The organism is Streptomyces sp. NBC_00203 (genome assembly GCF_045206325.1).
GTDB classification, from domain to species: domain Bacteria; phylum Actinomycetota; class Actinomycetes; order Streptomycetales; family Streptomycetaceae; genus Streptomyces; species Streptomyces lutosisoli.
Map to the genome: position 1 here is coordinate 2,197,667 of NZ_CP108126.1, position 23,779 is coordinate 2,221,445.

Here is a 23,779-nt window from a genome sequence, read left to right on the forward strand (position 1 = left end):
CCACCCGTACGAGTCCACCCGGCCCGGGCAGGCTAACCCTATCGCTCCCTCGTGGCACTCGTGTATCGCGGGCGCAGGATTCACCTTCCCTGTAAGGGTGTTGACGATTACTCTCCGAATCCAACCGATTCCAGGGCGAGTTGGACAACTGGCGTGGTGGTGGGCTGTACTGAGCCACCGTGAGGCTCGACGGTGACAGCGAGTGACGTCGCGTTCGTATTCAGTCCGCTCGCGACCAAGGGCGTGTCGCCGTCGAAGAGACCCAGGGAACGCGGATTCTCGTTGGGGCGCATGAGCCACAGCTGATGCACGCGCCCTCCGGAGGGGGTGCCGAGTCCGCTCACCGTCACGACGGCGCGCCGCTCCGATGCGGAGGCGACAACTCCGATTCCACGGCCCTGCGCGTCCCGTTCACCGGTGGCGCGCGCGTCGGGCGCCGCGAGAACGTGGGCGATCTCACGTGCCTGGGCGCGCTCCTGGTCCAGCTTGTCCTGTGTGTGCGTCGCCTGTACGGCGAACAGGGAGGCGACGACGAGGGCCGCGGCGGCCGTGGTGGTGGCCAGCGGCGCGAGAAGGGGGCGGAAACGGGGGGCACGCGCGCGTGAGGGCTGCCGGTCTCCCCGCGCACGTACAGGCGGGTGGCCCGCGTGCGCCCGGGGCGCCTCCTGCGCGGGCGTCTCCTGCGGAGTTGTCCGTACGGCGCTCAGCACCCGGTCGCGCAGCGCGGCCGGCGCCGGAGCCGCCGTCGACCACGCGAGGCGCAGGGCGTCCTCGGCGAGAGCGCGCACCTCGGCGGTGCAGCGCGGGCAGCCCCGCAGATGCCGTTCGAAGCGGCGGCGCTCGTCGGGTTCGAGGGCGTCGAGCGCGTAAGGGGCGGCGAGCGAGTGCAGATCGCGGCGGAGCAGGCGGTCGAGGGCGCTCATGCGGCACCTCCCAGGCACTCGCGCAGGCGGGTCAGGCCGTCGCGCATACGGGTTTTGACGGTGCCGAGGGGCAGGGAGAGCCGTTCGGCGACTTCACGGTACGTGTAGCCGTCGTAGTAGGCGAGGGTGACGGACTGGCGTTGCAGGGCGGTGAGCCGGTCGAGACAGCGGCGCACCCACTCGCGTTCGAGTCCGGCCTCGACCTCCTCGGCGACCTGGTCGAAGGCGGGGTGATGGGCCCGCCGCCCCTCGCGCTGCTCGCGTTCGGTGGCCGCGCGGGCGCTGCGGACCCGGTCGACGGCGCGGCGGTGCGCGAGGGTGAGGACCCAGGACAGGGCGCTGCCGCGCCCGGGGTCGAACCGCGCCGCGGAACGCCAGAGTTCGAGCAGCACTTCCTGGGCCACCTCCTCCGTCTGTGCCGGGTCCCGGACCACACGGCGCACCAGTCCGAACACCGGCCCGGACACCAGTCCGTACAGCTCCTCGAATGCCTTCTGGTCGCCTCCGGCCACGAGCACCAGAAGTTCGTCCGCCTCCACCCGTCCCCCTCTCCGGCCGCGCACGGCCCGTCCTTTCACTGACGTGTTCGCAGCGAGCGTGCCCACGGATGGGGTTACGGATCAGCGAACCGAAAACGCGGGTCCGGCACCGACGAAACGTGAGGCCGTCGTCGAACAAACGCGCTCGTCGATGAAACAAGCGGGGCGGCCCGCCGTAAAGACGTTTGGGATTCGACCAATCCACCCCGGCGACCGCTCCGAATGGCGTGCGTCAGGCAATTGGACGTGAGGACGGACGGCATGACACCTATCTCCAGGAGTGGCGCGGGACGCAGGAGTCTCGCGACCCTCGTCTGTGGTGCGCTGGCCGCCGGGGGGCTCGCAGCCGCCGGCGTGACCGCGCTGGAACCGGGGGCGGCCTCCGCCTCCAGCCACCGGGAAGCCCCGCTCATCTCGGGGCAGCCCCAGTACGACAACACGGACGTGTACGCGTTCGTGAGCCCCGACAAGCCCAACACGACGACGATCGTGGCGAACTGGATCCCCTTCGAGGAACCCGCCGGCGGCCCGAACTTCTACACGTTCGCCGACGACGCCCAGTACGACATCCACATCGACAACAACGGTGACGCGCAAGGCGAGTTGGTCTACCGCTACACCTTCAAGACGCACCGCAAGAACGGCGACACCTTCCTCTACAACACGGGTGCGGTCACCAGCCTCGACGACCCCGACCTGAACATCACGCAGACGTACGACATCGATCTGCTGCGGCTGCACAACCAGAAGCTGGTGTCGCGGACCAAGGTCGCGGACGACATCCCGGTGGCCCCGTCCAACGTCGGCAAGGCGTCGATGCCGGACTACGGCAAGCTGCGCGACCAGGCCGTGTACAAGCTCGCGGGCGGCTCGACCACGTTCGCGGGGCAGGCTGACGACCCGTTCTTCCTGGACCTGCGCGTCTTCGACCTGCTGTACGGCGGGAACCTGACCGAGGTCGGGCGGGACACCCTCAAGGGCTACAACGTCAACTCGATAGCCCTCCAGGTACCCAACGACATGATCCGTGAGTCGGCCGGACAGCCGGTCGTCGGCATCTGGTCCACCACCCAGCGCAAGGACGCGCACGGCGACTGGACCCAGGTCTCCCGGCTCGGCATGCCGCTGGTCAACGAGGTCGTCAACCCGCAGAAGGACAAGGACAAGTTCAACGCGTCCGCGCCCTGGAACGACGCCCAGTTCCTGAAGAACGTGACCAACCCGGAGCTGCCGAAGCTCATCGAGGCGATCTACAAGATCAAGGCGCCGGCGGAGCCCCGGAACGACCTGGTCGACGTGTTCCTCAAGGGCGTCAAGGGCCTCAACCAGCCGCCCAACGTCCGCCCGGCCGAGGAGCTGCGGCTCAACACCTCGATCAAGCCCAGCATGCATCCCAAGCGGCTCGGTGTGCTCGACGGCGACAACGCGGGCTTCCCGAACGGACGTCGGCTCACCGATGACGTGATCGACGCCTCGCTCCAGGTCGTCGAGGGTGAACTGGTCGGTTCCAAGAACGACTTGGGCGACGCGGTCGACAAGAACGACAAGAAGTTCGAGAAGTACTTCCCGTACGTGGCCGAGCCGACCTCGGGTTCGCGCGGAGCGCTCGCCAAGGGCACGACCAGCGGGACCGACGTGCGCAACCAGCTCGGTGACGCGCTGAAGCCCGCGGGTTCCACCGGCGGCGGCACCGACACCACGCTGATCGCGGCCTCCGCGGCGGCGGGCGCGGCCGGGTTCCTGCTGATCTCCACCGGCCTGCTGTGGTGGCGCCGGCGGATGCACAACCGGGCCTACTGACCCGGCTCATGACTGGCGCGGCCCGCACTTATCCATCCCCCACGGCGCGGGCCGCGCCGCCCCACCCCCCACAACGACCGTTTCCGCCAAGGACTTTGAGGAGAGGGCATGTCCCCGCGTACGAACGAGAGCGCGCCGGAGAGTGAACGCGGCGAGCCGTCGGTCGCCACGCCCGAGGCGGACGCCGTGGACACCACGAGCGCACCCGGCGACTCCGAGGGGGCCATGGCGGTGCCCGGCGAATCCACGGAAGCCACGGAGGTGCCGGGCGATTCCGCGGAAGCCACGGAGGTGCCCGGCGACTCGGCGCGAGTCACGGAGGTGTCCGACGACGAGCGCGTCGCCGCCGTCCGCCGGCTGTCCACGTCCGGGCGTCGTTGGCACAGCGTTCAACTCGTCCTCTGCGCCGCCGCGTTGGCGGTCGCCATGACGGCGGGTGCCGTCGTGCTCGGGGCCGCCCGGGACGGCGGCAACGGCGGTACCTCCACCGTCGCCTCCGCTTCCAGCGGCATATCGCCGCAGTTGCTCGCCAGTGGGGATCTGGACGCGAGCATCACCGCCTTGCAGGCGCATCTGCGGGCCCAGCCCAAGGACTTCGGCGGCTGGGCGACGCTTGGACTCGCCTACGTGGAGCAGGCCCGCACGAAGGGCGACCCCTCCCGCTATCCGCAGGCGCAGCAGGCGCTCGACCGTTCCCTGGAGCTGCGCCCCGGCAACGAATCCGCGCTCGCGGGACGCGCCGCCCTCGCCGCGGCGCGGCACGACTTCACCGGCGCCCTCAAATACGCGGACCAGGTCCTCAAGGAAAACCCCTACAGCGAGCGCGCCCTCTCCTCGCGCATCGACGCACTCGTCGAACTCGGGCGCTACGACGACGCGTCGAAGGCCGCCGACGTGGCCGACTCGCGCCGCCCGGGCGTGCCCGTCTTCACGCGGTACGCCTATGTGCACGAACTGCGCGGCGATGTGAAGACCGCCCGCCGGGTCCTTCAGCTGGCGCTCAGCACGGCGAGCACGCGCGGCGACGTCTCGTACGTGGCGACCGCGCTCGGCCAGCTCGCCTGGAACCAGGGCGACTACGACACCGCCCTCACGTACTACGCGCGCGCCCTCGGCGCCGACGACACCTATCTTCCCGCGCTCGAAGGCCGCGCCCGCGCCCAGGCGGCACAGGGCGACCGCGCGGCGGCGATCCGCGGCATGGAGCAGATCGTGGACCGCTATCCGCTGCCCCAGCCCCTCGTCGAACTGGGCGAGTTGTACGAGGCGCGCGGCAAGGCAGGCGACGCCCAGAAGGCCCGCGAGCAGTACTCCCTGGTCAACGCCTGGGTCTCGATCGCCCGCGCCAACGGTGTCAACGCCGATCTCGACACCGCCCTGGCCGCCGCCGACCACGGTGACCGCAAGGCCGCGCTCAAGGCGGCCCGCGCCGAGTGGGCCCGCCGCCACACCGTGCACACCGCGGACGCCCTCGCCTGGGCGCTGCACGTGAACGGCCGCGACGCGCAGGCCCTGCCGTACGCCCGTAAGGCCACGGCCACCGGCTACCGCAACGCGTCCTTCCTCTACCACCGCGGCGTGATCGAGCGCGCCACCGGCCACACGAAGGAGGCCCGCGCCTCACTGAAGTCGGCCCTCGACCTCAACCCGGGCTTCTCACCGCTGGGCGCCCGTGAGGCCCGTAAGGCTCTGGAGGCCGTCAAGTGACCCGTAGCACTGGAGGCCGCGCGGTGCGGGCCCGTCGGCTGTTCGCCTCGTGCGCGGCCGTCTTCTCCGCCGCCTGCGCGCTCGTGCTCGTCCCCACCGGGCACGCGAGCGCGCATCCGCTGGGGAACTTCACCGTCAACCGGTACGACGGGCTCGTCGCCGCCCCCGGGCAGCTGCGGGTCGACCATGTCGAGGACCTCGCGGAGATCCCGGCCACGCAGGCCAAGCCCGGCATCGAGAAGCTCGGTATGACCGAGTGGGCCCGGCAGCGCTGCGCGTCGGCCGCGAACGGCAGCAAGGTCACTGTCGGAGGACGCGAGGTGCCGCTCACGGTCGGCGCGAGCCATGCGCGCGTGCGGCCCGGGCAGGCGGGGCTCAACACCCTGCGCGTGGAGTGCCGGTTGACGGCGTCGCTGCCGAAGAAGGGCACCCTTGCCGTGGGCTTCCACAGCGCCGGGGCGGACCGGGGGCCCGGCTGGCGCGAGATCACCGCGCGCGGCGACCGGATGACGCTCACCTCGTCGAACGTACCGAAGAAGTCGGTGTCCCAGGAGCTGACCACCTACCCGAAGGCGCTGCTCTCCTCACCGGCCGACACCGCGACCGCGTCCCTGCGGATCCGCCCCGGCGGCCCCGCCCTCGTCGAGGAGCGGCGGGAAGCGCCGGCCGCCTCCGTACTGCCGCGCGGCGCCGACCGCTGGACCGAGGCCCTGAACAACCTGGTGGCCCGCCACGACCTCACCTTCGGCTTCGCCGCGCTGGCCCTGGTCATCGCTGTCGCCCTGGGCGCGCTGCACGCGCTCGCGCCGGGCCACGGCAAGACCCTGATGGCCGCGACCGCCGCGGCCCGGGGCGGCCGGGCAGGCCTGCGCGACGTCCTGCCGCTGGCCGCGTCGGTGACGGTCACCCACACCCTGGGCGTGGTCGCGCTCGGCCTCCTGGTCACGGCCGGTTCGGCCGCGGCGCCCTCCGTGATCGCCTGGCTCGGGATGGCGAGCGGCGTCCTGGTGACGATCGCGGGCGCGACGCTGGTACGCCGGGTCTGGCGCAACCGTACGCACGGGCACAGCCACGGGCCGGACCACACGCACGCGCACGGCGAAGGCCACGACCACGGACACGATCACGGCCACACGCACGACCACGGACACGATCACGGCCACACACACGAGCACGACCACGCGCACGACCACGAGCACGGGGACCAGTCGCACCAGCACGCCGAACAGCACGAACGCCCCCTGGTGCTGGCGCACGCCCACGCCTCCACGGAGACGACTGTTCACAGCACTCCCCACACCCCCACCCCCCACACCCACTCCCCCACCCTCGAACACACCCACGGCGGCTTCACCCACACCCACGACATAGCCCCCACCCTCCGCGGCACGATCCTCCTCGGCTTCGCCGGTGGACTCGTGCCCAGCCCGTCGGCCGTCGTCGTGCTCGTCGGCGCGGCGGCGCTGGGACAGGCCTGGTTCGGATTCCTGCTCGTCCTCGCGTACGGCGTCGGGCTCGCCCTCACGCTCACGGCGGCCGGCTTCGCCGTCGTCAAGCTGGGGGGCGGGATGACCCGGGCCCTAGCCAAGCGCCCTCAGTGGGCCAACGGGCCGGTCGCGGCGCTCATGCGCCGGACCGCACCGCTGGGTTCAGCATGCGTCGTCGTGGCCCTTGGTGCCGGATTGGTACTCAAGGGGGCGACATCCGCGCTCGGCTGAGCTACTTTTTTGACATCCTCCCTCACCCTGGGGACGAGGGATTCCAGCCCTTCGGGCTGAGGTTCACGGGCACTCGACCGCTGGCGCGGTGTCGCCCCTCCGGCGTGTCCCGCCGCGACATGGGCAGTATACGAGTCGGCTGCGAATGGGGGCCCCGTGTCCGAAGATCCGGGCAGTGAACGTGTGATCGCGGGGCGCTACCGCCTTCTGTCGCCCTTGGGCGAGGGTGGCATGGGCACGGTGTGGCGCGCCCGCGACGAGGTGTTGCAGCGCGAGGTCGCGGTGAAGGAGGTCCGCGCCCCGGCCGGGCTTCCGGCGTACGAGGTCGAGCGGATGTACGCGCGGCTGGAGCGGGAGGCGTGGGCGGCCGCCCGGATCTCGAACCGCAATGTGGTGACGGTGTACGACGTGGCCGCCGAGGACGGCCGCCCGTGGATCGTGATGGAGCTGGTCCGCGGGCTCGCCCTCTCCGATCTGCTGGACGCCGAGGGCCCGTTGCCGCCGCGGCGTGCCGCGCACATCGGTGCCGAGGTGCTCGCCGCGCTGCGTTCCGCGCACGAGGCGGGTGTCCTGCACCGCGATGTGAAACCGGGCAATGTCCTGATCGCGAACGACGGGCGGATCGTCCTCACGGACTTCGGTATCGCGATGGTCGAGGGCAGTTCCGCGCTGACCATGACCGGCGAGGTCATCGGTTCGCCCGAATTCCTCGCTCCCGAGCGGGCGTTGGGCCGCACACCAGGACCCGAGTCGGACCTGTGGTCCCTCGGAGTGCTCCTTTACGCGGCGGTCGAGGGCAACTCGCCCTTCCGTCAGAACACTCCGCTGAGCACGCTGCGGGCCATCGTCGACGAGCCGCTGCCGACACCGCGCCGTGCGGGGCCTCTCGCCCCGGTCATCGAGGGGCTGCTCGCCAAGGATCCGGCCGAGCGGACGAGTGCCGAGCAGGCTGAGCGCGATCTGCGGCTCGTGGCCGCGGGCGGCACCACACCGACCACGCCCCTGGGCCCGGTGCCCCCGACCCCCGACGCACCGACGCTCGCCGCGTTCGGCCAGCCTCGGACGGGACCATCGGGACCGCCGGTGCCCACGGGTCCCCACGGACCGTACGATCCGACGGCCAGGACTCCGTCGTCGGCCACGCCGCCCGAGCCCGCCCGCAACCGCCGCGCCGCCGGCGTCCTGATCGCGGGCCTGGTCGCGCTCGCGCTCGCCCTCGCCGGGCTGACGTACGCGCTGCTGAACCGCGACAACGGAGACGGCGGTCAGGGCAACAACACGAGCAGCAGCAGCGGCTCCAACAACGGTGCGGTCGGCGGGGGTTCGAGCACGGGACACAGCGACAGCGGGACCGGCAGCGCCGGCGCGAGCGGCGGAAGTCCGTCCACCAGCGCTCCCGGTGGCGGCCAGACGACCACCACTCCGCCCGCGCAGTCGGTGAGCGTGACGGTCACGGGTCAGCGCACCGACTACTCCGGTGCCTGCCCGCCGCCCGCCGCCCAGGCGCCTTCCTTCACCGCGACGTTCACGGTGGGCCGCGTGCCGGTGGACGTCGAGTACCGCTGGGTGACGAAGACGGGTGACGTGACCGATCCGGGCTGGAAGACGCTCTCGTTCCCGGCGAACGGCGGCAAGACGCAGCAGAAGACGGTCGTGGCGACGACGTACGACACGAGTGGGACCTTCCAGAACGAGATCAGTGTCGAGGTCCGGTCCCCGGTGCACTCGACGTCCAACTCCGTGCCGTTCTCGATCACTTGCGCGACGGAGACCCCGACGGACGGGGCCTCCGCTTCCACATCACCGTAGAGAGGTGATCAGGCCACGCCGGTGAAGACGGGCAGATAGCCGCCGGAGTGGCCGGACGCGGTCGGGTGGTACGACTCGCCGATGTTCAGCCAGTTGAGGCTGTGCAGCCAGGCGTCGCCCGAGCAGATCTCGTGACCGGTGAAGGTGCCCCTCACGTCGCCGAAGGTGAATCCGTGGTCGGCGGCGCGCTTGGCGATCGCGCTGTCCAGGTAGTCGGCCGCGCCGTTGATCGCGGCCCGCTTGGTGTCGGAGAGGCCTGCCACGCAGGAGCCGCTCAGCTTGTAGAACAAGGGGTAGCCCAGCACGACCACATGGGCGGCCGGGGCCTTCGCGCTGATCGCCGAGTAGACGGTGTCGAGTTGGCCGGGGAGCGTCGAGTCGACGTATGCCTTCGCGGTGGCGATCCGTGCGAGGCAGGTGCTCTCGGACTGGAGCACACACGTCGTCATGACGTCGGAGAAGCCCGCGTCGTTGCCGCCGATGCTGATGGACACCAGGCCGGTGGAGGAGCTGAGCGGGCCCAGTTGGTTCGCCGTGACATCACCCGTACGAGCGCCCGAGCATGCGGTGAAGTTGAACGACGAGGGTGAATGCGCGGCCGCCCAGAGGTAGGGGTAGGCCTTTGCGCTGCGCTTGCAGTCGCCGCTGGAGCTGATGTAACTGCCCGCGCCGACACCGGAGGAGTAGGAGTCGCCGAGGGCCACATAGCCGGTGGCCGCGGCGGCCCCGGACGCCTGCGCCGTCGCTGCCCCGGTGAGGGCGAAGCCGACGGCGAGGAGGAGTGAGGTCACGTATGCCGTAATTCGGGAACGTCTCATGGAACCTCCCTTTAGCAGGATCTCTGCCACAACTGTCGTAGCAGCTACGCGTGTTGACTGGAAGTGTCCATGCCAAGACTTTTCGGCACTTACCGGAGTCGACCCTGTGGGTTACCCGTGGGTTTGATTGCGTGTCCATGACAGGTCTGTGACAAGGCGTCAACTCCCTTGAGCAACACCCGTTCATGACCGACTCTTTACTCGGCCCTGGGGGGAACGCAACGCTCCGGGGCCGTGCGCACGACCCTTCGCGCACCCCCACAGCGCGCGCCACTCACGCGTGCGCCGCCTTGAGGAGGACTCCCTCGTAATGGCACAGCTGCGTAGCAAGAAGATCCGGATCGCCGCGATCACCTCCGTGGCGACCGCCGCCCTTCTGGGCGGATTCACCGCACTTCCCGCCCAGGCCGCCCCGGCCGAGGGCAAGGTGCTCGCCGCCAACTCCCCCACAGCGATCAAGGGCAGCTACATCGTCACGCTCAAGAAGGGCGCCGGCTTCAAGGCCGCGTCGAGCGCGGGCAAGGGCCTGATCAACGAGTACGGCGGCACGGTGAAGAAGACGTTCGGTACCGCGCTGAACGGCTACACGGCCAACCTCTCGGCCACCGAGGCCAAGAGACTCGCCGCCGACCCGGCGGTGGCCTCCGTCGAGCAGAACCAGACGGTGCACCTGACCGACACCACACAGTCCAGCGCCCCCTGGGGCCTGGACCGCATCGACCAGGCGGCGCTGCCGCTGTCCGGCACGTACACCTACCCGGACACGGCGGGCAGCGGTGTGACGGCGTACGTCATCGACACCGGCGTCCGCATCACGCACTCGCAGATCAGCGGCCGGGCCTCGTACGGCTATGACGCCGTGGACGGCGACACCACCGCCTCGGACGGCAACGGTCACGGCACCCATGTGGCCACCACCATCGCGGGCACGACCTACGGTGTCGCCAAGAAGGCGAGCATCGTGGCCGTGCGGGTGCTCGACAACAGCGGCTCCGGCACCACCGCGGGCGTCATCGCCGGAATCGACTGGGTGACCGCGAACCACACCACCCCGGCGGTCGCCAACATGTCACTCGGCGGCTCCGCCTCCACCTCGCTGGACACCGCCGTGGCGAACTCCATCGCCAGCGGCGTCACCTACGCGATCGCGGCGGGCAACAGCGGGGCCAACGCCTCCTCGTACTCCCCCGCCCGGGTCTCCACCGCGATCACGGTCGGCGCCACCAGCAGCACGGACGCGAAGGCGAGCTGGTCCAACTACGGCTCGGTGCTCGACATCTTCGCCCCGGGCGTCTCGATCCTGGCGGGCTACAACACCAGCGACACCGCCACCGCGACGCTCTCCGGTACGTCGATGGCCACCCCGCACGTCGCGGGCGCGGCCGCCGTCTACCTCGCGGGCCACACCTCGGCCACCCCGGCCCAGGTCGCCACGGCCCTGGTGAACGGCGCGACCTCGGGCGTGGTCACCAGCGCGGGTACCGGTTCGCCGAACAAGCTCCTCAAGATCGTCTCGTAACACGTCAACCCGCTCGATCTGAACAGCAGTTCCCCGGAGGCAGCCGGCGCCTCCGGGGAACGCGTGTTTGAAGTCCCCCAAGAGCTGTTATGACCGGCTTCCGCGTCTTGACGGCCCCCGGCCCGCTGCGCGACATTGAGGCCCGGCATCCGGCGCGCTGGGGGGCAAAGTCGCCAATGCGGACCATACATATCAAGACACCTTCATCAGACAGCCCGGAGCGGCCAGGACAGGAGCCCGGGAGGGATCTGCTGCCGCTGCTCGCGGGTGCCGCGACCGTGGTCGCGGTGGTCGGCGCGATCCTCGCGCTCGCCGACGTGGACTCACCGCTGCGCGGCCCGTTCACGTTGTTCTTCCTGCTCGCGGCGCCGTCGGCCGCCATCGCGGCCGCGCTGCGCGGGCTGGAACCCTTCGGCCGTGTCCTGGCGTCGGTCGCGGGCGCGGTCGCGGTCGACATGCTGGTGGCCCAGGGCATGCTCGCCGTGCACAGGTGGTCGGTCGGCGGCGGCGTCACGGCCGTGACCGTGATCAGTTGCCTCATTCTGCTGCTGGTGGGGGGACGGCGGCTGCGCGGCCGGAACGCTTCGAGTCCGCCGGCAAATTCCTCAAACGGATGAGGATAATCCGTTCGAGTCATTAGGTAACGGCCAAACCAACAAAAACGTGAGGGCTCGTTCCAGGTCTTGCCATACAGTCTCATTCATCAATACCGTCGTACATCTCACCCGCATCGGTCCATCATGCAAATGCGATCTAGGGGAGGGCTCAAGATCGCGATGGAGGCCCGGCGCGGGGCGCGGTAGGGGGGTGCCGTGCTCGGTGACCACAACTGTGCCGAGTCGTGCCGCGCGACCGGTTTCCGCTTTTCCGAAAGCCGGCCAGATTTGCCAGCTCACCCGGCAGGCACGGAGATCTATTTCGTCATGCCGTAAGTGAGAACCCCCCTTTCGAACCGGACAAAGATCCGGACTGCCCAGGGGCGGGCGGTCCACCGGACGAGAGGGACCAGACTCATGAGTTCCGTCCTGCGCCCAGCCGTTTCGGGCGAAGATCCGTTAATGGCCGGCAAGTACCGGCCGATCTCCTCTCACTTGGCCATTGCACCGCCGGTGAGCGTCGTGATTCCCGCCATGAATGAGGCCGAGAATCTTCCGTACGTCTTCAAGACCCTTCCCGGCTGGATACACGAAGTGGTTCTTGTGGACGGCAATTCCACCGACAACACCGTCGAAGTCGCCCGCGAACTGTGGCCCGACGTCAAGGTCGTCAAGCAGCGCGGAAAGGGCAAAGGCGATGCCCTGATCACCGGATTCGAAGCGTGCACCGGCGACATCATCGTGATGGTCGACGCGGACGGCTCGGCCGACGGGCACGAGATCGTGTCGTATGTCTCCGCACTGGTGTCCGGGGCGGACTTCGCCAAGGGCTCCCGCTTCGCCAACGGTGGCGGCACGTCCGACATGACGCCGATCCGCAAGCTCGGCAACCGGGTGCTGTGCGCGGCAGTCAACGCCAAGTTCGGCGCCCGCTACACCGACCTCTGCTACGGATACAACGCGTTCTGGCGGCACTGCCTCGACAAGATCGACCTCGACTGCACCGGCTTCGAGGTCGAGACCCTGATGAACATCCGGGTCGTCAAGGCAGGCCTCAAGGTGCAGGAGATACCCAGCCACGAGTATCTCCGCATCCACGGCACGAGCAATCTGCGCGCCGTCCGGGACGGGTTCCGGGTGCTCAAGGTGATCCTCAAGGAGCGCTCCAACCGGCGCGCGCTGCGCCGCAGGCCGCACGCCGCCCAGCTCAACTCGGGCCAGGGAGAGGTGTCTTGAGCGAGCCGGACATCGCGAGCATCTCGGTGGTCGTCTGCGTCTACACCGAGGACCGCTGGGAGGACATCCTCGCGGCGGTCTCCTCGGTGCGGACGCAGTCCCTGCCCGCTCTGGAGACGCTCCTGGTCGTGGACCACAACGCCACGCTCCTGGAGCGGCTGACCAGGGAGTACAAGGAGACCGACGCGGTGCGGGTGCTCGCCAACGCGGGCCCCCGCGGTCTGTCCGCGGGCCGCAACACCGGGATCGCCGTCTCGCGCGGCGAGATCATCGCGTTCCTCGACGACGACGCCGTGGCCGAGCGGGACTGGCTGCGGCACTTCGCCGCGGGGTACGCGGACCCGCGGGTCATGGCCGTCGGCGGCCGTACGATGCCGATCTGGGCGTCGGGCCGGCGCCCGGCCTGGTTCCCCGAGGAGTTCGACTGGGTGGTGGGCTGCACGTACAAAGGGCTGCCGCCGGGCCGGGTCCAGGTCCGCAACGTCCTCGGCGGAAACGCCTCTTTCCGTCGTACGGCGTTCGACGCGGCGGGCGGCTTCGCGACCGGCATCGGCCGCGACGGCGACAAGCGCCCGCTGGGCTGCGAGGAGACGGAGCTGTGCATCCGCCTCACCCGCGCCCGGCCGGACGCGATCCTGCTGATCGACGACCGGGCGGTCATCCACCACCGGGTGCCCGAGGCGCGCGAGCACTTCGGGTACTTCCGCACGCGCGCGTACGCCGAGGGTCTGTCCAAGGCGCTCGTCGCCCGAAGCGTCGGCTCCGACAAGGGACTCGAGTCGGAGCGCCGCTACACGACCCGTGTCCTGCCCGCCGGGATCCTGCGCGGACTGCGGGACGCGGCACTGGCCCGCCCGGGCGGCGCGGGCCGTGCGGGCGCCATCGTCGCCGGGGTTCTGACGGCGGCGGGCGGGTACGTACTCGGGAGCGTCCGGGCACGCGGGGGTGGGGCCACATTCTCCGTGGTGGAGATCGAGGGGGTCCGGGGCGACGAGGGGGCGGCAGCATGAGCGAACCCGTGCCGATCTTGATGTACCACTCGATCGCACGCTCGCCCAATGACGCGACGAGGGCACTGTCCGTCGCGCCGGAGGCGTTCGCCGAGCAGATGGCGCTGCTGGACGACCGGGGGTTCACCCCGGTCGACACGGCGCGGCTGGCGACGAGTTGGCGCTCGGGCGGCCCGCTGCCCGCCCGCCCCGTCCTCATCACCTTCGACGACGGCTACGAGGGAGTGCACCGGCACGGGCTGTCCGCGCTCGCCAAGCACGGCTTCGCCTCCACGCTGTTCGTCTCGACAGGGTGGATCAAGGGCGCGTACGACACCGGGGCCGGCCTCGACACGATGCTGGACTGGGACCAGGTGCGCGAGCTCGCCGAGGCCCAGGTGGAGATCGGCGGGCACAGCCACACCCACCCGCAGCTGGATCAGCTCTCCGACGACACGCTCTGGTTCGAGCTGCTGCGCTGCAAGGAGATCATCGCCGCCGAACTGGGCGCCCGCCCCGTGTCGTTCGCGTACCCGTACGGCTACTCCAGCCGCCGGGTGCGCCGTACGGTGCGCGAGGCGGGGTTCGCCCAGTCGCTCGCCGTCGGCAACGGCCTGGCACGGCGCCGGCAGGGACCGTACGCCCTGCAACGCGTCACCGTGCGCCGCAGCACCGGTATCGAGGAGTTCGAGCGGCTGGTCGAAGGCCGCGCGATCGCCCGCAACTTCGCCCGGGACCGCGCCCTCACCAAGGGCTATGCCATGGTCCGAAGAGCACGACAGGTCCGCCGGAAGGCCATCCGTTCCCGTGTCTGACACGACGACCACAACGCAGGCTTCCACGCCCACGACCGAGGCACCCGGGCAGCAGCCGGGCCGCCGTCTCCGGCTGCCCGGCAGGGGCCGCAAGGGGGCCGGAGGGGGCAACCAGCTGTTCCGCAACGCCTACGCCCTGATGCTCAACACCGGGATCTCCGCGGTGCTCGGGCTCGGGTACTGGCTGATCGCCGCCCGCTACTACTCCGAGTCCGCGGTCGGTCAGGGCTCCGCCGCGATCGCCGCGATGAAGCTCCTCGCGGGTCTCACCGCGGTGACACTGACGGGCGCCCTGGCCCGCTTCATCCCCGTCGCCGGGCGCGCCACCGGACGCCTCATCTTCCGTACGTACGCGGGCAGTTCGGTGATCGTGGCGTGCGCCGCCGTGCTGTTCCTGCTCACCCTGAACCTGTGGGGACCCTCGTACCGCTTCCTGCACGGACCGCTCAACGGCCTCGGGTTCATCCTCGCGGTCGTCGCCTGGTCGGTGCTGACGCTCCAGGACGGGGTGCTGACCGGGCTGCGCAGCGCGCTGTGGGTGCCGGTGGGCAACACGGTGTTCTCCGCGGTGAAGCTGGTGCTGCTGATCAGCCTCGCCGCCGCGATCCCCACGACGGGCGTCTTCGTCTCCTGGATCGCCGCGATCGCCCTGTCGGTGGTGCCGCTCGGACTGCTGGTCTTCCGGCGCCTGGTCCCCCGGCACATCAAGGCGACCGAGGGCCACGCGAAACCGCCCTCGCTCAAGGAGATCGGACGCTTCCTCGCCGGCGACTACACCGGGTCCCTCTTCTCGCTCGCCGTGGTCTACCTCGTCCCGGTGATCGTCGCCTCGCAGGTCAGCTCCACCGACAACGCGTACTTCTACATCACCACCACCATCGGCGGCACGGTCAACCTGCTCGCCATCAACATGGGCGCCTCGCTGACCGTCGAGGGCTCGCACGACCCGGCACGCCTGGCCGCCAACACGCGGGCCGCGCTCAAGCGGATGGCGCGGATCATGCTGCCGGTGTGCGGGCTGCTGTTCCTCGGCGCCCCGTTCATCCTGCACGTCTTCGGCGACGGCTACGCGCACGCGGCGACCCCGCTGCTGCGCTGGTTCGCCGTCGGCGCGCTGCTGCGGGTCGTCATGGAGACGTACTTCGCGGTGCTGCGCGCCCAGAGCCGCACCTCCGGACTCGCCTATCTGCAAGGCCTGTTGTGCGTCCTCGTACTCGGCCTGACGGTGATCCTGCTGCCCCGCATGGGCCTGACCGGCGCGGGCGTCGCCGAGATCTCCAGCCTCGCGGTGATCGTGACGATCGCCGCGCCCAGGCTGTACAAGATCGTGCGCACCGCACCGCCCGCCGAGGTCCCCGAGGACGCGGCACCGGACGGCGACCTCGCCGACCTGGGAGCACGCGAGAAGCCCACGGCGAAGACCGGCCCCACCTGGGCGAAGAAGCTCGACGCCGACACCCTCGCGCTCGGCATCCACGTCGACTTCGACCACCTGGAACGCAGGCCGGACGTCCGCCCGGGCCCGGGCACACCCCCGGCGGGAACCCCGGCGGTACGACGCCCGACCTGGGCACAGAAGCAACCGCCAGTGGGCCTCCCGGTAGAGGCACGGGAACCGGGCTCAGAAGCATCACTGGGCCCGTCGGAGGCCCCGGAGGTAGACGCCCCCTTTGAAACAGGCGTCCAGGAGAGCGCCCCTCCAGGGGCGCGGGGCGTGACATCAGGCGGCTCCGCCGCCGGGGCGCGCCCAGCCACAACGGACCCGCAGCCGACACACAACCCATCGCTCCGAGACCGTCTCCGTCACCCCTCCAAACCAGGCGTGGTCCTCGCCTGCCTCCTGATCTCGGCGCTACTCCTCTACTGGGTCCCAGCCATGGGCCTCAACGACGGCTCCCTCGCCCGCATGGGCGGACTAGGACTCATCTCCATACTCCCGCTGCCCACCCTGCTCGGCGCAGCCCTACTCGTCACGGTCTTCGCCTCACTCCTCTGGATGAACAGCGAGCACAAGGGCCTCCTGCTCTTCACCCTGCTCGCCACCGTGGTCTCCCTGCACGCACTCCCCGCGGTGATCGAAACAGAGCCACGGTTCGCCACGGCCTGGCAGCACCTCGGCTTCCTGGACTACATCGACCGCACAGGATCCGCGGTCCCCGACCTCGACGCCCGCTGGAGCTGGCCCGGCTTCTTCGCCGCCGCCGCCTTCGTCGCGAAGGCCTGCGGAGTCACCGACCTCAGCGAGGTCATCCGCTGGTGGCCGCTGACGATCCAGCTCCTCTACCTGGCACCGATGTTCCTCCTGGTCCGCTCGATGCGGGCGAGCTGGCGGGCCAAGTGGACCGGCATCTGGATCTTCACGCTGAGCGGCTGGGTCGGCCAGGACTACTTCTCGCCGCAGGGCTTCACGTATCTGCTCTATCTGGCCTTCGTGGCGATCCTGCTCGTGTGGTTCCGGGCGCCGCGCGTGCTGTGGGCGAAGGCGCGCCCCGGCGAGGCGGAGGTCGAGCCGACGGACCGCCGCCAGCGGGCCGTACTCCTCGTGATCCTGATAGGGCTGTTCGCGGCCACCGTCCCGGCACACCAGCTCACGCCGTTCGTGATGCTGGGCGTCCTCGCGGTCCTCGTCCTCATCGGCCGCTCCGAACTGCGCGGCCTGCCCATCCTGTTCGCCGTGCTGGTCTCCGTCTGGATCAGCTTCATGGCGGAGCCGTACTGGTCAGGGCATTTCAACGAACTGTTCGGCGGGGTCGGCGGCGTGGGCAGCAATGTGTCGACGTCCGTCTCCGGCCGTATCCAGGGCGGCAGTTCCACGCACAAGCTCGTGCTCTACACGCGCGTGCTGCTCGCCGGCGGCATCATGGCCTTCGCCTGCTGGGGCTGGTGGCGGCGGCGCGACCACAAGTACCGCGAGCGCTCGCTGCTCGTCCTCACCTTCGTGCCGTTCCTGGGCTTCGGCATGCAGTCGTACGGCGGCGAAATGGCCCTGCGGGTCTTCATGTTCGCCCTCCCGGGCGCGGCCCTGCTGGCCGGACTCGCCCTGTTCCCGCGCACCGGCGTCACCGCGAAGGAACGTGAGAAGGACCGGGTGAGCCTCGCCCCGCTCGCGGCTCTCATGGCGGGCCTGCTCCTCATGGGCGGCTTCCTGGTGGCCCGTTGGGGCAACGAGGCCTTCGAGCGGATCAGGCCGGGCGAGGTCGCGGCCATGAACTACGTGTACGAGCACGACGATCCGACCGTACGGCTGCTGTGGATGAGCAACGACACGGTGAACAACGTCACGCCCGCGATGCCGTGGGGCGCCAAGGACATGGAGAAGGTGCAGTACGTGCCCACGCTGGCGCCCGCCGACCCGGTCCTGGTGTCCGGGCTCGTCAAGGCGCTCAAGGACGCGGGCCCGAACTCGTATCTGATGATCAACCGCAGTCAGGTCGTCTATCTGGAGATGGACGTGGGTTATTCGGCGACCTGGGAGTCGAGGCTGATCACCAACCTCGACGACCGGCCGGAGCTGAAGAAGGTCCTCGTCAACGACGACGCGACGATGTACGTGCTGCGCAAGCAGCCCGCGGGCAAGGTCCCGAAGGCCGAACCCGGCCCGATCGGGCCCCAGGTCACCTGGACGCCGTGGTCGGTGGTCGGCGGTCTGGCGGCGATCGCGCTGATCCTGCTGCTGACGGCACGGGAGGTCGTACGGGTCGCGGTACGGCCGAGCGTGCGTCAACTGCGCTGGTTGCAGAGCAGCTTCTGGTTCTCGCTGCCGCTGCTGGCGGTGCTGCTGGCCTCGATCGTGCAGCGGTTCCTGACCATGAAGTAGCGCGGGCGATTCAGTGCGAGCGGTGTGGTTCGGGTAGTTCGGATGGTTCGGGTGAAGTGGCTTGCGCGGTCTATCGCGTGAGCCACTTCACCTCGTACGCCCCCATCTCGAACCGCTTCCCGTCCACCTTCGCGCTGATCGACCGGTCGAGGGTGTTGATCACGAGGACGGTCTTGTCGGTGGCCAGGACGCGGACGTTGGGCACGTCGTCCGCGGCGACCGACACCGTCCGGTACGTGGTGCCGGGCGGGAACTCCTTGCTGAACCGGGAGACCAGCCCGTACATGGGGAGTTCCTTCCCCCCGCCGGCGCTGTCGGTCGGTGTCCACAGGCAGCCCGCGCAGTCGGTGCCCTTCTCCTCCTCCGGGTTCCAGTAGAAGCCGGAGGAGGCGCCGCCCTTGACCATCGCGATCATTCCGGCGGCCTGGACGGCGGCGCGGTGGGTCTCGGACCAGCCCTTGCGGTCGTCGTTGCCGTCGGCCGGCTCCACGTAGTACTCGGCCCACCACAGCGGCAGGTCGTGCGTCTGCTCGCGCACCCACTTGCCGACGGCCGTGAGCTTGTCGGTGGCCGCGAACTCATTGGGCAGCATGTCGTCGTCGTTCGTGTAGCTGGAGCCGTCCACGACGACGAAGTCGGCGCCCGCCTTGTTCTTGTTCCAGTAGTCGAAGGCGTCGAGGACACGCTGGTCCATGGCGCCCCAGGTGCCCTTCAGGGTCGTGGACGCGTTCTCCGTCTGTCGCGGGTCGAAGCTGTCCATGACCAGGTAGGGACCGCCCACCATGATGTCCTTGTCGACCTTCTTCAGCGCCTTGTACACCAGGTTGTAGAACTCGGTGTAGCCCTCGTAGTCCCAGCGGGCCTCGCTGTCGTTCCAGAAGCCCTTGAACTCGTTCCAGACGATGAAGTGCCGTACGTCCGGATAGCGTTTGGCGACGGTCGCGGCAAGCGCGGCGAAGTCCTTGTAGTGGGCGCGGTCCGGGGCGGTCTCCAGGGCGGACTGACTCCAGTCGGTGTTGCCGGACTTGCCGCCCTTCATCCAGTCCGGGGAGCAGCACAGGGTGACGACCGGGGTGCCGCCGGACTTGCGGATGAAGTCGATACGGCGGTCCATCTCGGAGAAGTCGTAACGCCCCTTGGACGGCTCGGGGTTGCCGGCACCCCAGCCCATGATGTGCTGGTTCTGCGGCAGCGACTGCTTCTCCAGCAGCCCCTCGGCGCGCTCGACGGCGGCGTCGCTGCCCTCGTCGGCGCTGAACTGGGTGTGTGTGAAGCCCCAGCCCACCGCCGGCTGCGGCGTGTCGGGCGGGGTGACCGGTGTGCCGTGCACCTTGTCCCCGTCGCGGGTCGTGCCCGCGGTGCTCCCACCGTCGCCCGGCAGAGTGTTGAGCAGGGTCACCACCAGGGCCAGAGCGGCCGCACCGACTCCGAGCAGCGCGGTGAGCCGCCACCGCCGTGCCCCCGAATTCCACCCATGACGTCCCATCATGGGCAACAGTAACGGCGGGCATCGGCCGTGGGACAGGTCTCGTCACACCACAGCCCTGTAACAGGACGGAGGGGATACACCGGAAGCGTCGGACGACGGCCGACACACAGGACGCACTGCGGAAACCGGGTGCACGGGGCGCCCGCGTGACGGATCATGGCGACATGTCTGCGAACCCACACGACGCTCTGCCGATCCGGCTCAACGTCGACGACAGCGACTCACCGTCGGACGTCGTCGACGCGCTGTTCCTCGGCCGCTTCGCGACGGGCGAGCAGCCGCACTCGCACGCGGCGAACATCGACCGCGTCCGGTCCGGGGCGACGCTGCTCCCGCCGGGCGCCCGCGTGCTGCGCTCCGCGCGCGACGACGACCGCAGCGCGACGCTCGCCGAGGGCGACGGCTGGACCCTCCTGGTGTCCCGCTGGAACCGCGGCGCCGATGTCACGGTGACCGCGACCAGCGAGGAGCTGGCCGAGAAGGTGCTGAACCAGGCGACGGACGGCGCGGCCGACGAGCCCGAGCCGCAGCCGGAGAACGTGACGATGGGGTTCTGGTACGTGTCCCCGCGCCGGGGCCCGCACCGTACGACACGCCAGATCTCGGCGGGTACGTGGGAGGAGGTCCGCCCCAACTACACGGCGCCGGTGGCGGACGCGATGGACCACCTGATGAAGACGACGCCGGAGGGCATCGCCGGCCGGCTGCTGCTGTTGCACGGACCGCCGGGCACGGGCAAGACATCGGCCCTGCGCACTCTGGCCCGTTCCTGGCGCGACTGGTGCCAGGTCGACTGCGTCCTGGATCCGGAGCGGCTCTTCTCGGACGTCGGCTATCTGATGGACATCGCGATCGGCGAGGAGGACGGCACGGGCAAGGGGCGTTGGCGGCTGCTCCTCCTTGAGGACTGCGACGAGCTGATCCGCGGCGAGGCCAAGCACACGGCGGGCCAGGCGCTCTCCCGGCTGCTCAACCTCACGGACGGACTGCTGGGCCAGGGCCGCAACGTCCTCGTGGGCGTCACCACGAACGAGGACCTGGAGCGTCTCCACCCCGCCGTCGTCCGCCCCGGCCGCTGTCTCGCCCGTATCGAGGTCGGCCCGCTGACCCGCCCCGAGGCGGTCAACTGGCTCGGCACGGAGGAAGGCGTCTCCCGCGAGGGCGCGACCCTGGCGGAGCTGTACGCGCTGCGCCGGGGGACGACTCCGACGTCCGTACCGGACCAGCGGGAGGGCGCGGACGCGGGGCTGTATCTGTAGGTCCCCGGGCACGCGAGATCTGTAGCTCCTCAGCTCCTCGGGCACGCGCGAGCGGTGCTTTGATGGAGGTATGACCCTGTACGTCGGCACGTCGGGGTGGCAGTACAAGGACTGGCGCGGGGTCCTGTACCCCGACGGGCTGCCCCTGCGGCTCTGGCTGGAGGAGTACGCGGCGCGGTTCGCCACGGTCGAGATCAACAACGCCTTCTACCGGCTGCCGTCGCGGGAGACCTTCGCGGCCTGGCGGGGGCGCACTCCGCCGGACTTCGTCGTCGCCGTCAAGGCGAGCCGCTATCTGACCCACATCAAGCGGCTGCGGGACCCGGCGGAGCCGGTGCACCGCCTGATGACGCACGCCGCGGGCCTGGGCGACCGTCTGGGCCCGGTCCTGCTCCAGCTCCCGCCCACCCTGCACGGCGACCCCGGTCTCCTCGACGACTGCCTCGCCCGGTTCCCCTCCGGCACACGGATCGCGGTCGAACCGCGCCACGACTCCTGGTGGACGCCGGAGGTGCGCACCGTGCTGGAGTCACGGGGCGCCGCCCTCTGCTGGGCCGACGTGCTGGCCCGCCCGGTCACCCCACTGTGGCGGACCACCGACTGGGGCTACCTCCGCTTCCACGAGGGTCGCGCCCGGCAATGGCCGCGCTACGGCCGGCAGTCCCTGACGACCTGGGCCCACCGCATCGCCGACACCTGGCCCGACGACGACGAGGTGTACGCGTACTTCAACAACGACGTGTACGCGGCAGCGGTCCACGACGCGATGGCCTTCGCCCGTGCGGCAACGGCAACGGGCCTGACGGTGACGCGCACGCCGGGCCGCGTGCCGACGTCTTGAGCGCCCCCCTTGTCCCCTAGTCCCCGTAAGCCGCCCGCAGGGCATCCCGTACGGCGTCGAGCGCGGCCTTCTCGGTGAGGCCGAGGCGGTGCGCCCTGTCGGCATAGGCCTGCGCGGCACTCGCGGCCTCGCGCTCGGCGGCCGAGCCCGCGGCAGCCACGAACGTTCCGTTGCGACCCCGTGTCTCGATCACCCCGTCCGTCTCCAGGGCCCGGTACGCCTTGGCGACGGTGTTGGCCGCGAGGCCGAGCGACTCGGCGAGGCCGCGCACCGTGGGCAGCTTGTATCCGACCGGCAGCGCGCCGGACCGGGCCTGCTCGGAAATCTGGGCGCGCACCTGCTCGTACGGCGCGGCCCCCTCATCGATGTGGATCTTCAGGGTCACGCAGCGATTGTCCCGTACCCACCGGAAAATGAGAGGCATCCGCACACAACCCACGCGTAGCGTGCGACTCCATGACAGTGATCGTTCGCGAGCTGCGCCGCGGAAGCCAGGCAGACGCCGAGGGCTTCGCCCGCATCCGTCACTTGGCCCTCCCCTTCATGCTCCACACCCCCGAGTCCATCGCCTACGACGTGGAGCACGCCCACCCCGACTCCCACTACCAGCCGCTGCTGGCCGAGGAGGACGGCGAGTTCATCGGCACGGCACAGGTGGGCGTCATCTACGACAGCCCGGAGCCCGGCCAGGCGTACGTCAACGTCTATGTGCACCCGAAGCGGACGGGACGCGGCGCGGGCGCGCTGCTGGTGCGCGCCGCCGAGGAGCGCCTTGCCGCCCTCGGCGCGACCAGGCTGCACGCCTGGGTCCTGGACGAGCCCGGGAACCGGGCCTTCGCGGAGAGGCACGGCTACCGCGCCAGCCGCTCCGCGCACTTCCTCCGCCTCGACCTGGCGAACGGCACCCTGCCGCCGCTCCAGTCCCCGCCGCCCGGTGTGGAGCTGCGCACCGCCGCGGACTTCGCCGACGATCCGCGCCCGCTGTTCCGCCTGGACGCGGAGACGCTGCTAGACGAACCGAGCGACGTCGACCGCGAGTTCACGGACTACGACGCCTGGCTGACGGAAACCTGGCACCACCCCCTCTTCAGCGCCGAGCTGACCTCGGTCGCCGTGGTCGACGGCCACCCCGCCGCGTTCAGCGCTGCCCGCACCGACGGCGGCACCCGCTACGGCACCGTGATGACGGGCACCGCCCGCGCCTTCCGGGGCCGCGGCCTCGCCAAGCTCGCCAAGAACGACTCGCTGCACCGCGCCCGCGCCGCCGGCTTCACGGAGGCGTTCACGGGCAACGATTCCGGCAACGGGCCGATGCTGGCGATCAACAAGTGGTTCGGTTACGAGATCTGCGCCACGGAGGTGAAGTATGTCCGCGAACTCGGCTGACGCCCCGGGCATGTTGGAGGTCGTCCTCGTCAAGGCGGGCCGCACGAAGATCCGTTACCCCGCCGAGCTGCTCGACGACGACGGCACCCGTGTCACCGTGCGCGCGCCATGGGCGGGCGAGGGCGTCCGGGACTTCGGCTTCGTACGGTTCGAGCAGGGCGATGTCTTCACCGAGTACTACTGGCGGGACCGCTGGTACGCGGTGAAGGAGGTCCGTGACGCCGAGGGCGTACTGAAGGGCTGGTACTGCGACATCACCCGTCCGGCCACCGTCTCCGGCGGCGAGCTGGTCGTCGAGGATCTGGACCTGGACCTGTGGCGCTCTGCCGACGGCAGGACCGTACTGCGGCTGGACGAGGACGAGTTCGCGGAGAGCGGCCTGGCGACCACCGATCCGCGTGCCGCGACCGCCGCCGAGAACGCCCTGGACGAACTCGAACGCCTGGCCCGCGAGGGCGACTTCGAGGCGTTGCTTGCCTAGGGGTGTCGTGCGGGACTTTCACGCCATCCCTGGATCC

The 23,779-nt window shown here is 70.2% G+C and carries 19 protein-coding genes; 14 read left to right on the top strand and 5 right to left on the bottom strand.

Annotated features, from left to right (window positions below):
* Positions 1-107: 107 nt before the first annotated feature.
* Together OG975_RS10170 and OG975_RS10175 are read right to left on the bottom strand one after the other, a co-directional pair.
* Positions 108-923 (bottom strand): anti-sigma factor domain-containing protein, encoded by an 816-nt coding sequence (locus OG975_RS10170; RefSeq protein WP_406328811.1) that lies wholly within the window; start codon positions 921-923, stop codon positions 108-110.
* Positions 920-1,462 (bottom strand): sigma-70 family RNA polymerase sigma factor, encoded by a 543-nt coding sequence (locus tag OG975_RS10175; RefSeq protein ID WP_406336228.1) that lies wholly within the window; start codon positions 1,460-1,462, stop codon positions 920-922. The genes OG975_RS10170 and OG975_RS10175 overlap by 4 nt, the downstream gene beginning before the upstream one ends.
* A gap of 261 nt (positions 1,463-1,723) precedes the next feature.
* On the opposite strand from OG975_RS10175, the gene OG975_RS10180 reads away from it, so the two are divergent.
* From OG975_RS10180 to OG975_RS10195, 4 genes are all read left to right on the top strand, one after another.
* A complete protein-coding gene (locus tag OG975_RS10180) occupies positions 1,724-3,262 on the top strand; it encodes a DUF4331 domain-containing protein (RefSeq protein WP_406328812.1) in 1,539 nt (512 codons plus the stop codon).
* Between the two features lie 108 nt (positions 3,263-3,370).
* A complete protein-coding gene (locus OG975_RS10185; protein WP_406328813.1) occupies positions 3,371-4,969 on the top strand; it encodes a tetratricopeptide repeat protein in 1,599 nt (532 codons plus the stop codon).
* A 23-nt stretch (positions 4,970-4,992) separates the two neighbouring features.
* Positions 4,993-6,687, top strand: a complete 1,695-nt coding sequence (locus OG975_RS10190; protein ID WP_406336229.1) for a sulfite exporter TauE/SafE family protein — start codon at positions 4,993-4,995, stop codon at positions 6,685-6,687.
* 156 nt (positions 6,688-6,843) lie between these two features.
* Positions 6,844-8,496, top strand: coding sequence for a protein kinase domain-containing protein (locus OG975_RS10195; protein WP_406328814.1), 1,653 nt, complete (start codon positions 6,844-6,846; stop codon positions 8,494-8,496).
* Between the two features lie 8 nt (positions 8,497-8,504).
* Here OG975_RS10195 and OG975_RS10200 read toward each other — a convergent pair whose 3' ends face one another.
* Positions 8,505-9,314, bottom strand: a complete 810-nt coding sequence (locus tag OG975_RS10200; RefSeq protein WP_406328815.1) for an SGNH/GDSL hydrolase family protein — start codon at positions 9,312-9,314, stop codon at positions 8,505-8,507.
* A 310-nt stretch (positions 9,315-9,624) separates the two neighbouring features.
* Between OG975_RS10200 and OG975_RS10205 the strand changes: the two genes are divergently transcribed.
* From OG975_RS10205 to OG975_RS10230, 6 genes are all read left to right on the top strand, one after another.
* The gene (locus OG975_RS10205) at positions 9,625-10,833 is read left to right on the top strand and encodes a S8 family peptidase (RefSeq protein ID WP_406328816.1); all 1,209 of its coding nucleotides are present in this window, start codon (positions 9,625-9,627) and stop codon (positions 10,831-10,833) included.
* A gap of 176 nt (positions 10,834-11,009) precedes the next feature.
* Complete coding sequence (locus OG975_RS10210) at positions 11,010-11,450, top strand: hypothetical protein (protein ID WP_406328817.1); 441 nt, start codon at positions 11,010-11,012, stop codon at positions 11,448-11,450.
* 396 nt (positions 11,451-11,846) lie between these two features.
* Complete coding sequence (locus tag OG975_RS10215; protein ID WP_406328818.1) at positions 11,847-12,665, top strand: glycosyltransferase family 2 protein; 819 nt, start codon at positions 11,847-11,849, stop codon at positions 12,663-12,665.
* Complete coding sequence (locus tag OG975_RS10220; protein ID WP_406328819.1) at positions 12,662-13,675, top strand: glycosyltransferase family 2 protein; 1,014 nt, start codon at positions 12,662-12,664, stop codon at positions 13,673-13,675. The genes OG975_RS10215 and OG975_RS10220 overlap by 4 nt, the downstream gene beginning before the upstream one ends.
* A complete protein-coding gene (locus OG975_RS10225; protein WP_406328820.1) occupies positions 13,672-14,469 on the top strand; it encodes a polysaccharide deacetylase family protein in 798 nt (265 codons plus the stop codon). Before OG975_RS10220 ends, OG975_RS10225 begins: the two co-directional genes overlap by 4 nt.
* On the top strand, positions 14,462-18,286 hold the full coding sequence (locus tag OG975_RS10230; RefSeq protein WP_406328821.1) for a lipopolysaccharide biosynthesis protein: 3,825 nt from the start codon (positions 14,462-14,464) through the stop codon (positions 18,284-18,286). Before OG975_RS10225 ends, OG975_RS10230 begins: the two co-directional genes overlap by 8 nt.
* A gap of 70 nt (positions 18,287-18,356) precedes the next feature.
* Here the strand turns inward: OG975_RS10230 and OG975_RS10235 are convergent, their stop codons facing one another.
* Complete coding sequence (locus OG975_RS10235; RefSeq protein WP_406328822.1) at positions 18,357-19,772, bottom strand: GH39 family glycosyl hydrolase; 1,416 nt, start codon at positions 19,770-19,772, stop codon at positions 18,357-18,359.
* 167 nt (positions 19,773-19,939) lie between these two features.
* Between OG975_RS10235 and OG975_RS10240 the strand changes: the two genes are divergently transcribed.
* Both OG975_RS10240 and OG975_RS10245 read left to right on the top strand, forming a co-directional pair.
* Positions 19,940-21,034 carry a DUF5925 domain-containing protein gene (locus OG975_RS10240; RefSeq protein ID WP_406328823.1) on the top strand — a complete coding sequence of 365 codons (1,095 nt, stop codon included), beginning with the start codon at positions 19,940-19,942 and terminating at the stop codon, positions 21,032-21,034.
* A 70-nt stretch (positions 21,035-21,104) separates the two neighbouring features.
* A complete protein-coding gene (locus tag OG975_RS10245) occupies positions 21,105-21,875 on the top strand; it encodes a DUF72 domain-containing protein (protein WP_406328824.1) in 771 nt (256 codons plus the stop codon).
* Between the two features lie 16 nt (positions 21,876-21,891).
* Here the strand turns inward: OG975_RS10245 and OG975_RS10250 are convergent, their stop codons facing one another.
* Positions 21,892-22,260: a GntR family transcriptional regulator gene (locus tag OG975_RS10250; protein WP_406328825.1), complete on the bottom strand. Its 369-nt coding sequence runs from the start codon at positions 22,258-22,260 to the stop codon at positions 21,892-21,894.
* 71 nt (positions 22,261-22,331) lie between these two features.
* Here OG975_RS10250 and OG975_RS10255 point away from each other — a divergent pair, with 71 nt between their 5' ends.
* On the top strand, positions 22,332-23,261 hold the full coding sequence (locus tag OG975_RS10255) for a GNAT family N-acetyltransferase (protein WP_406328826.1): 930 nt from the start codon (positions 22,332-22,334) through the stop codon (positions 23,259-23,261).
* On the top strand, positions 23,242-23,742 hold the full coding sequence (locus OG975_RS10260) for a DUF402 domain-containing protein (RefSeq protein WP_406328827.1): 501 nt from the start codon (positions 23,242-23,244) through the stop codon (positions 23,740-23,742). The genes OG975_RS10255 and OG975_RS10260 overlap by 20 nt, the downstream gene beginning before the upstream one ends.
* Positions 23,743-23,779: the final 37 nt, after the last annotated feature.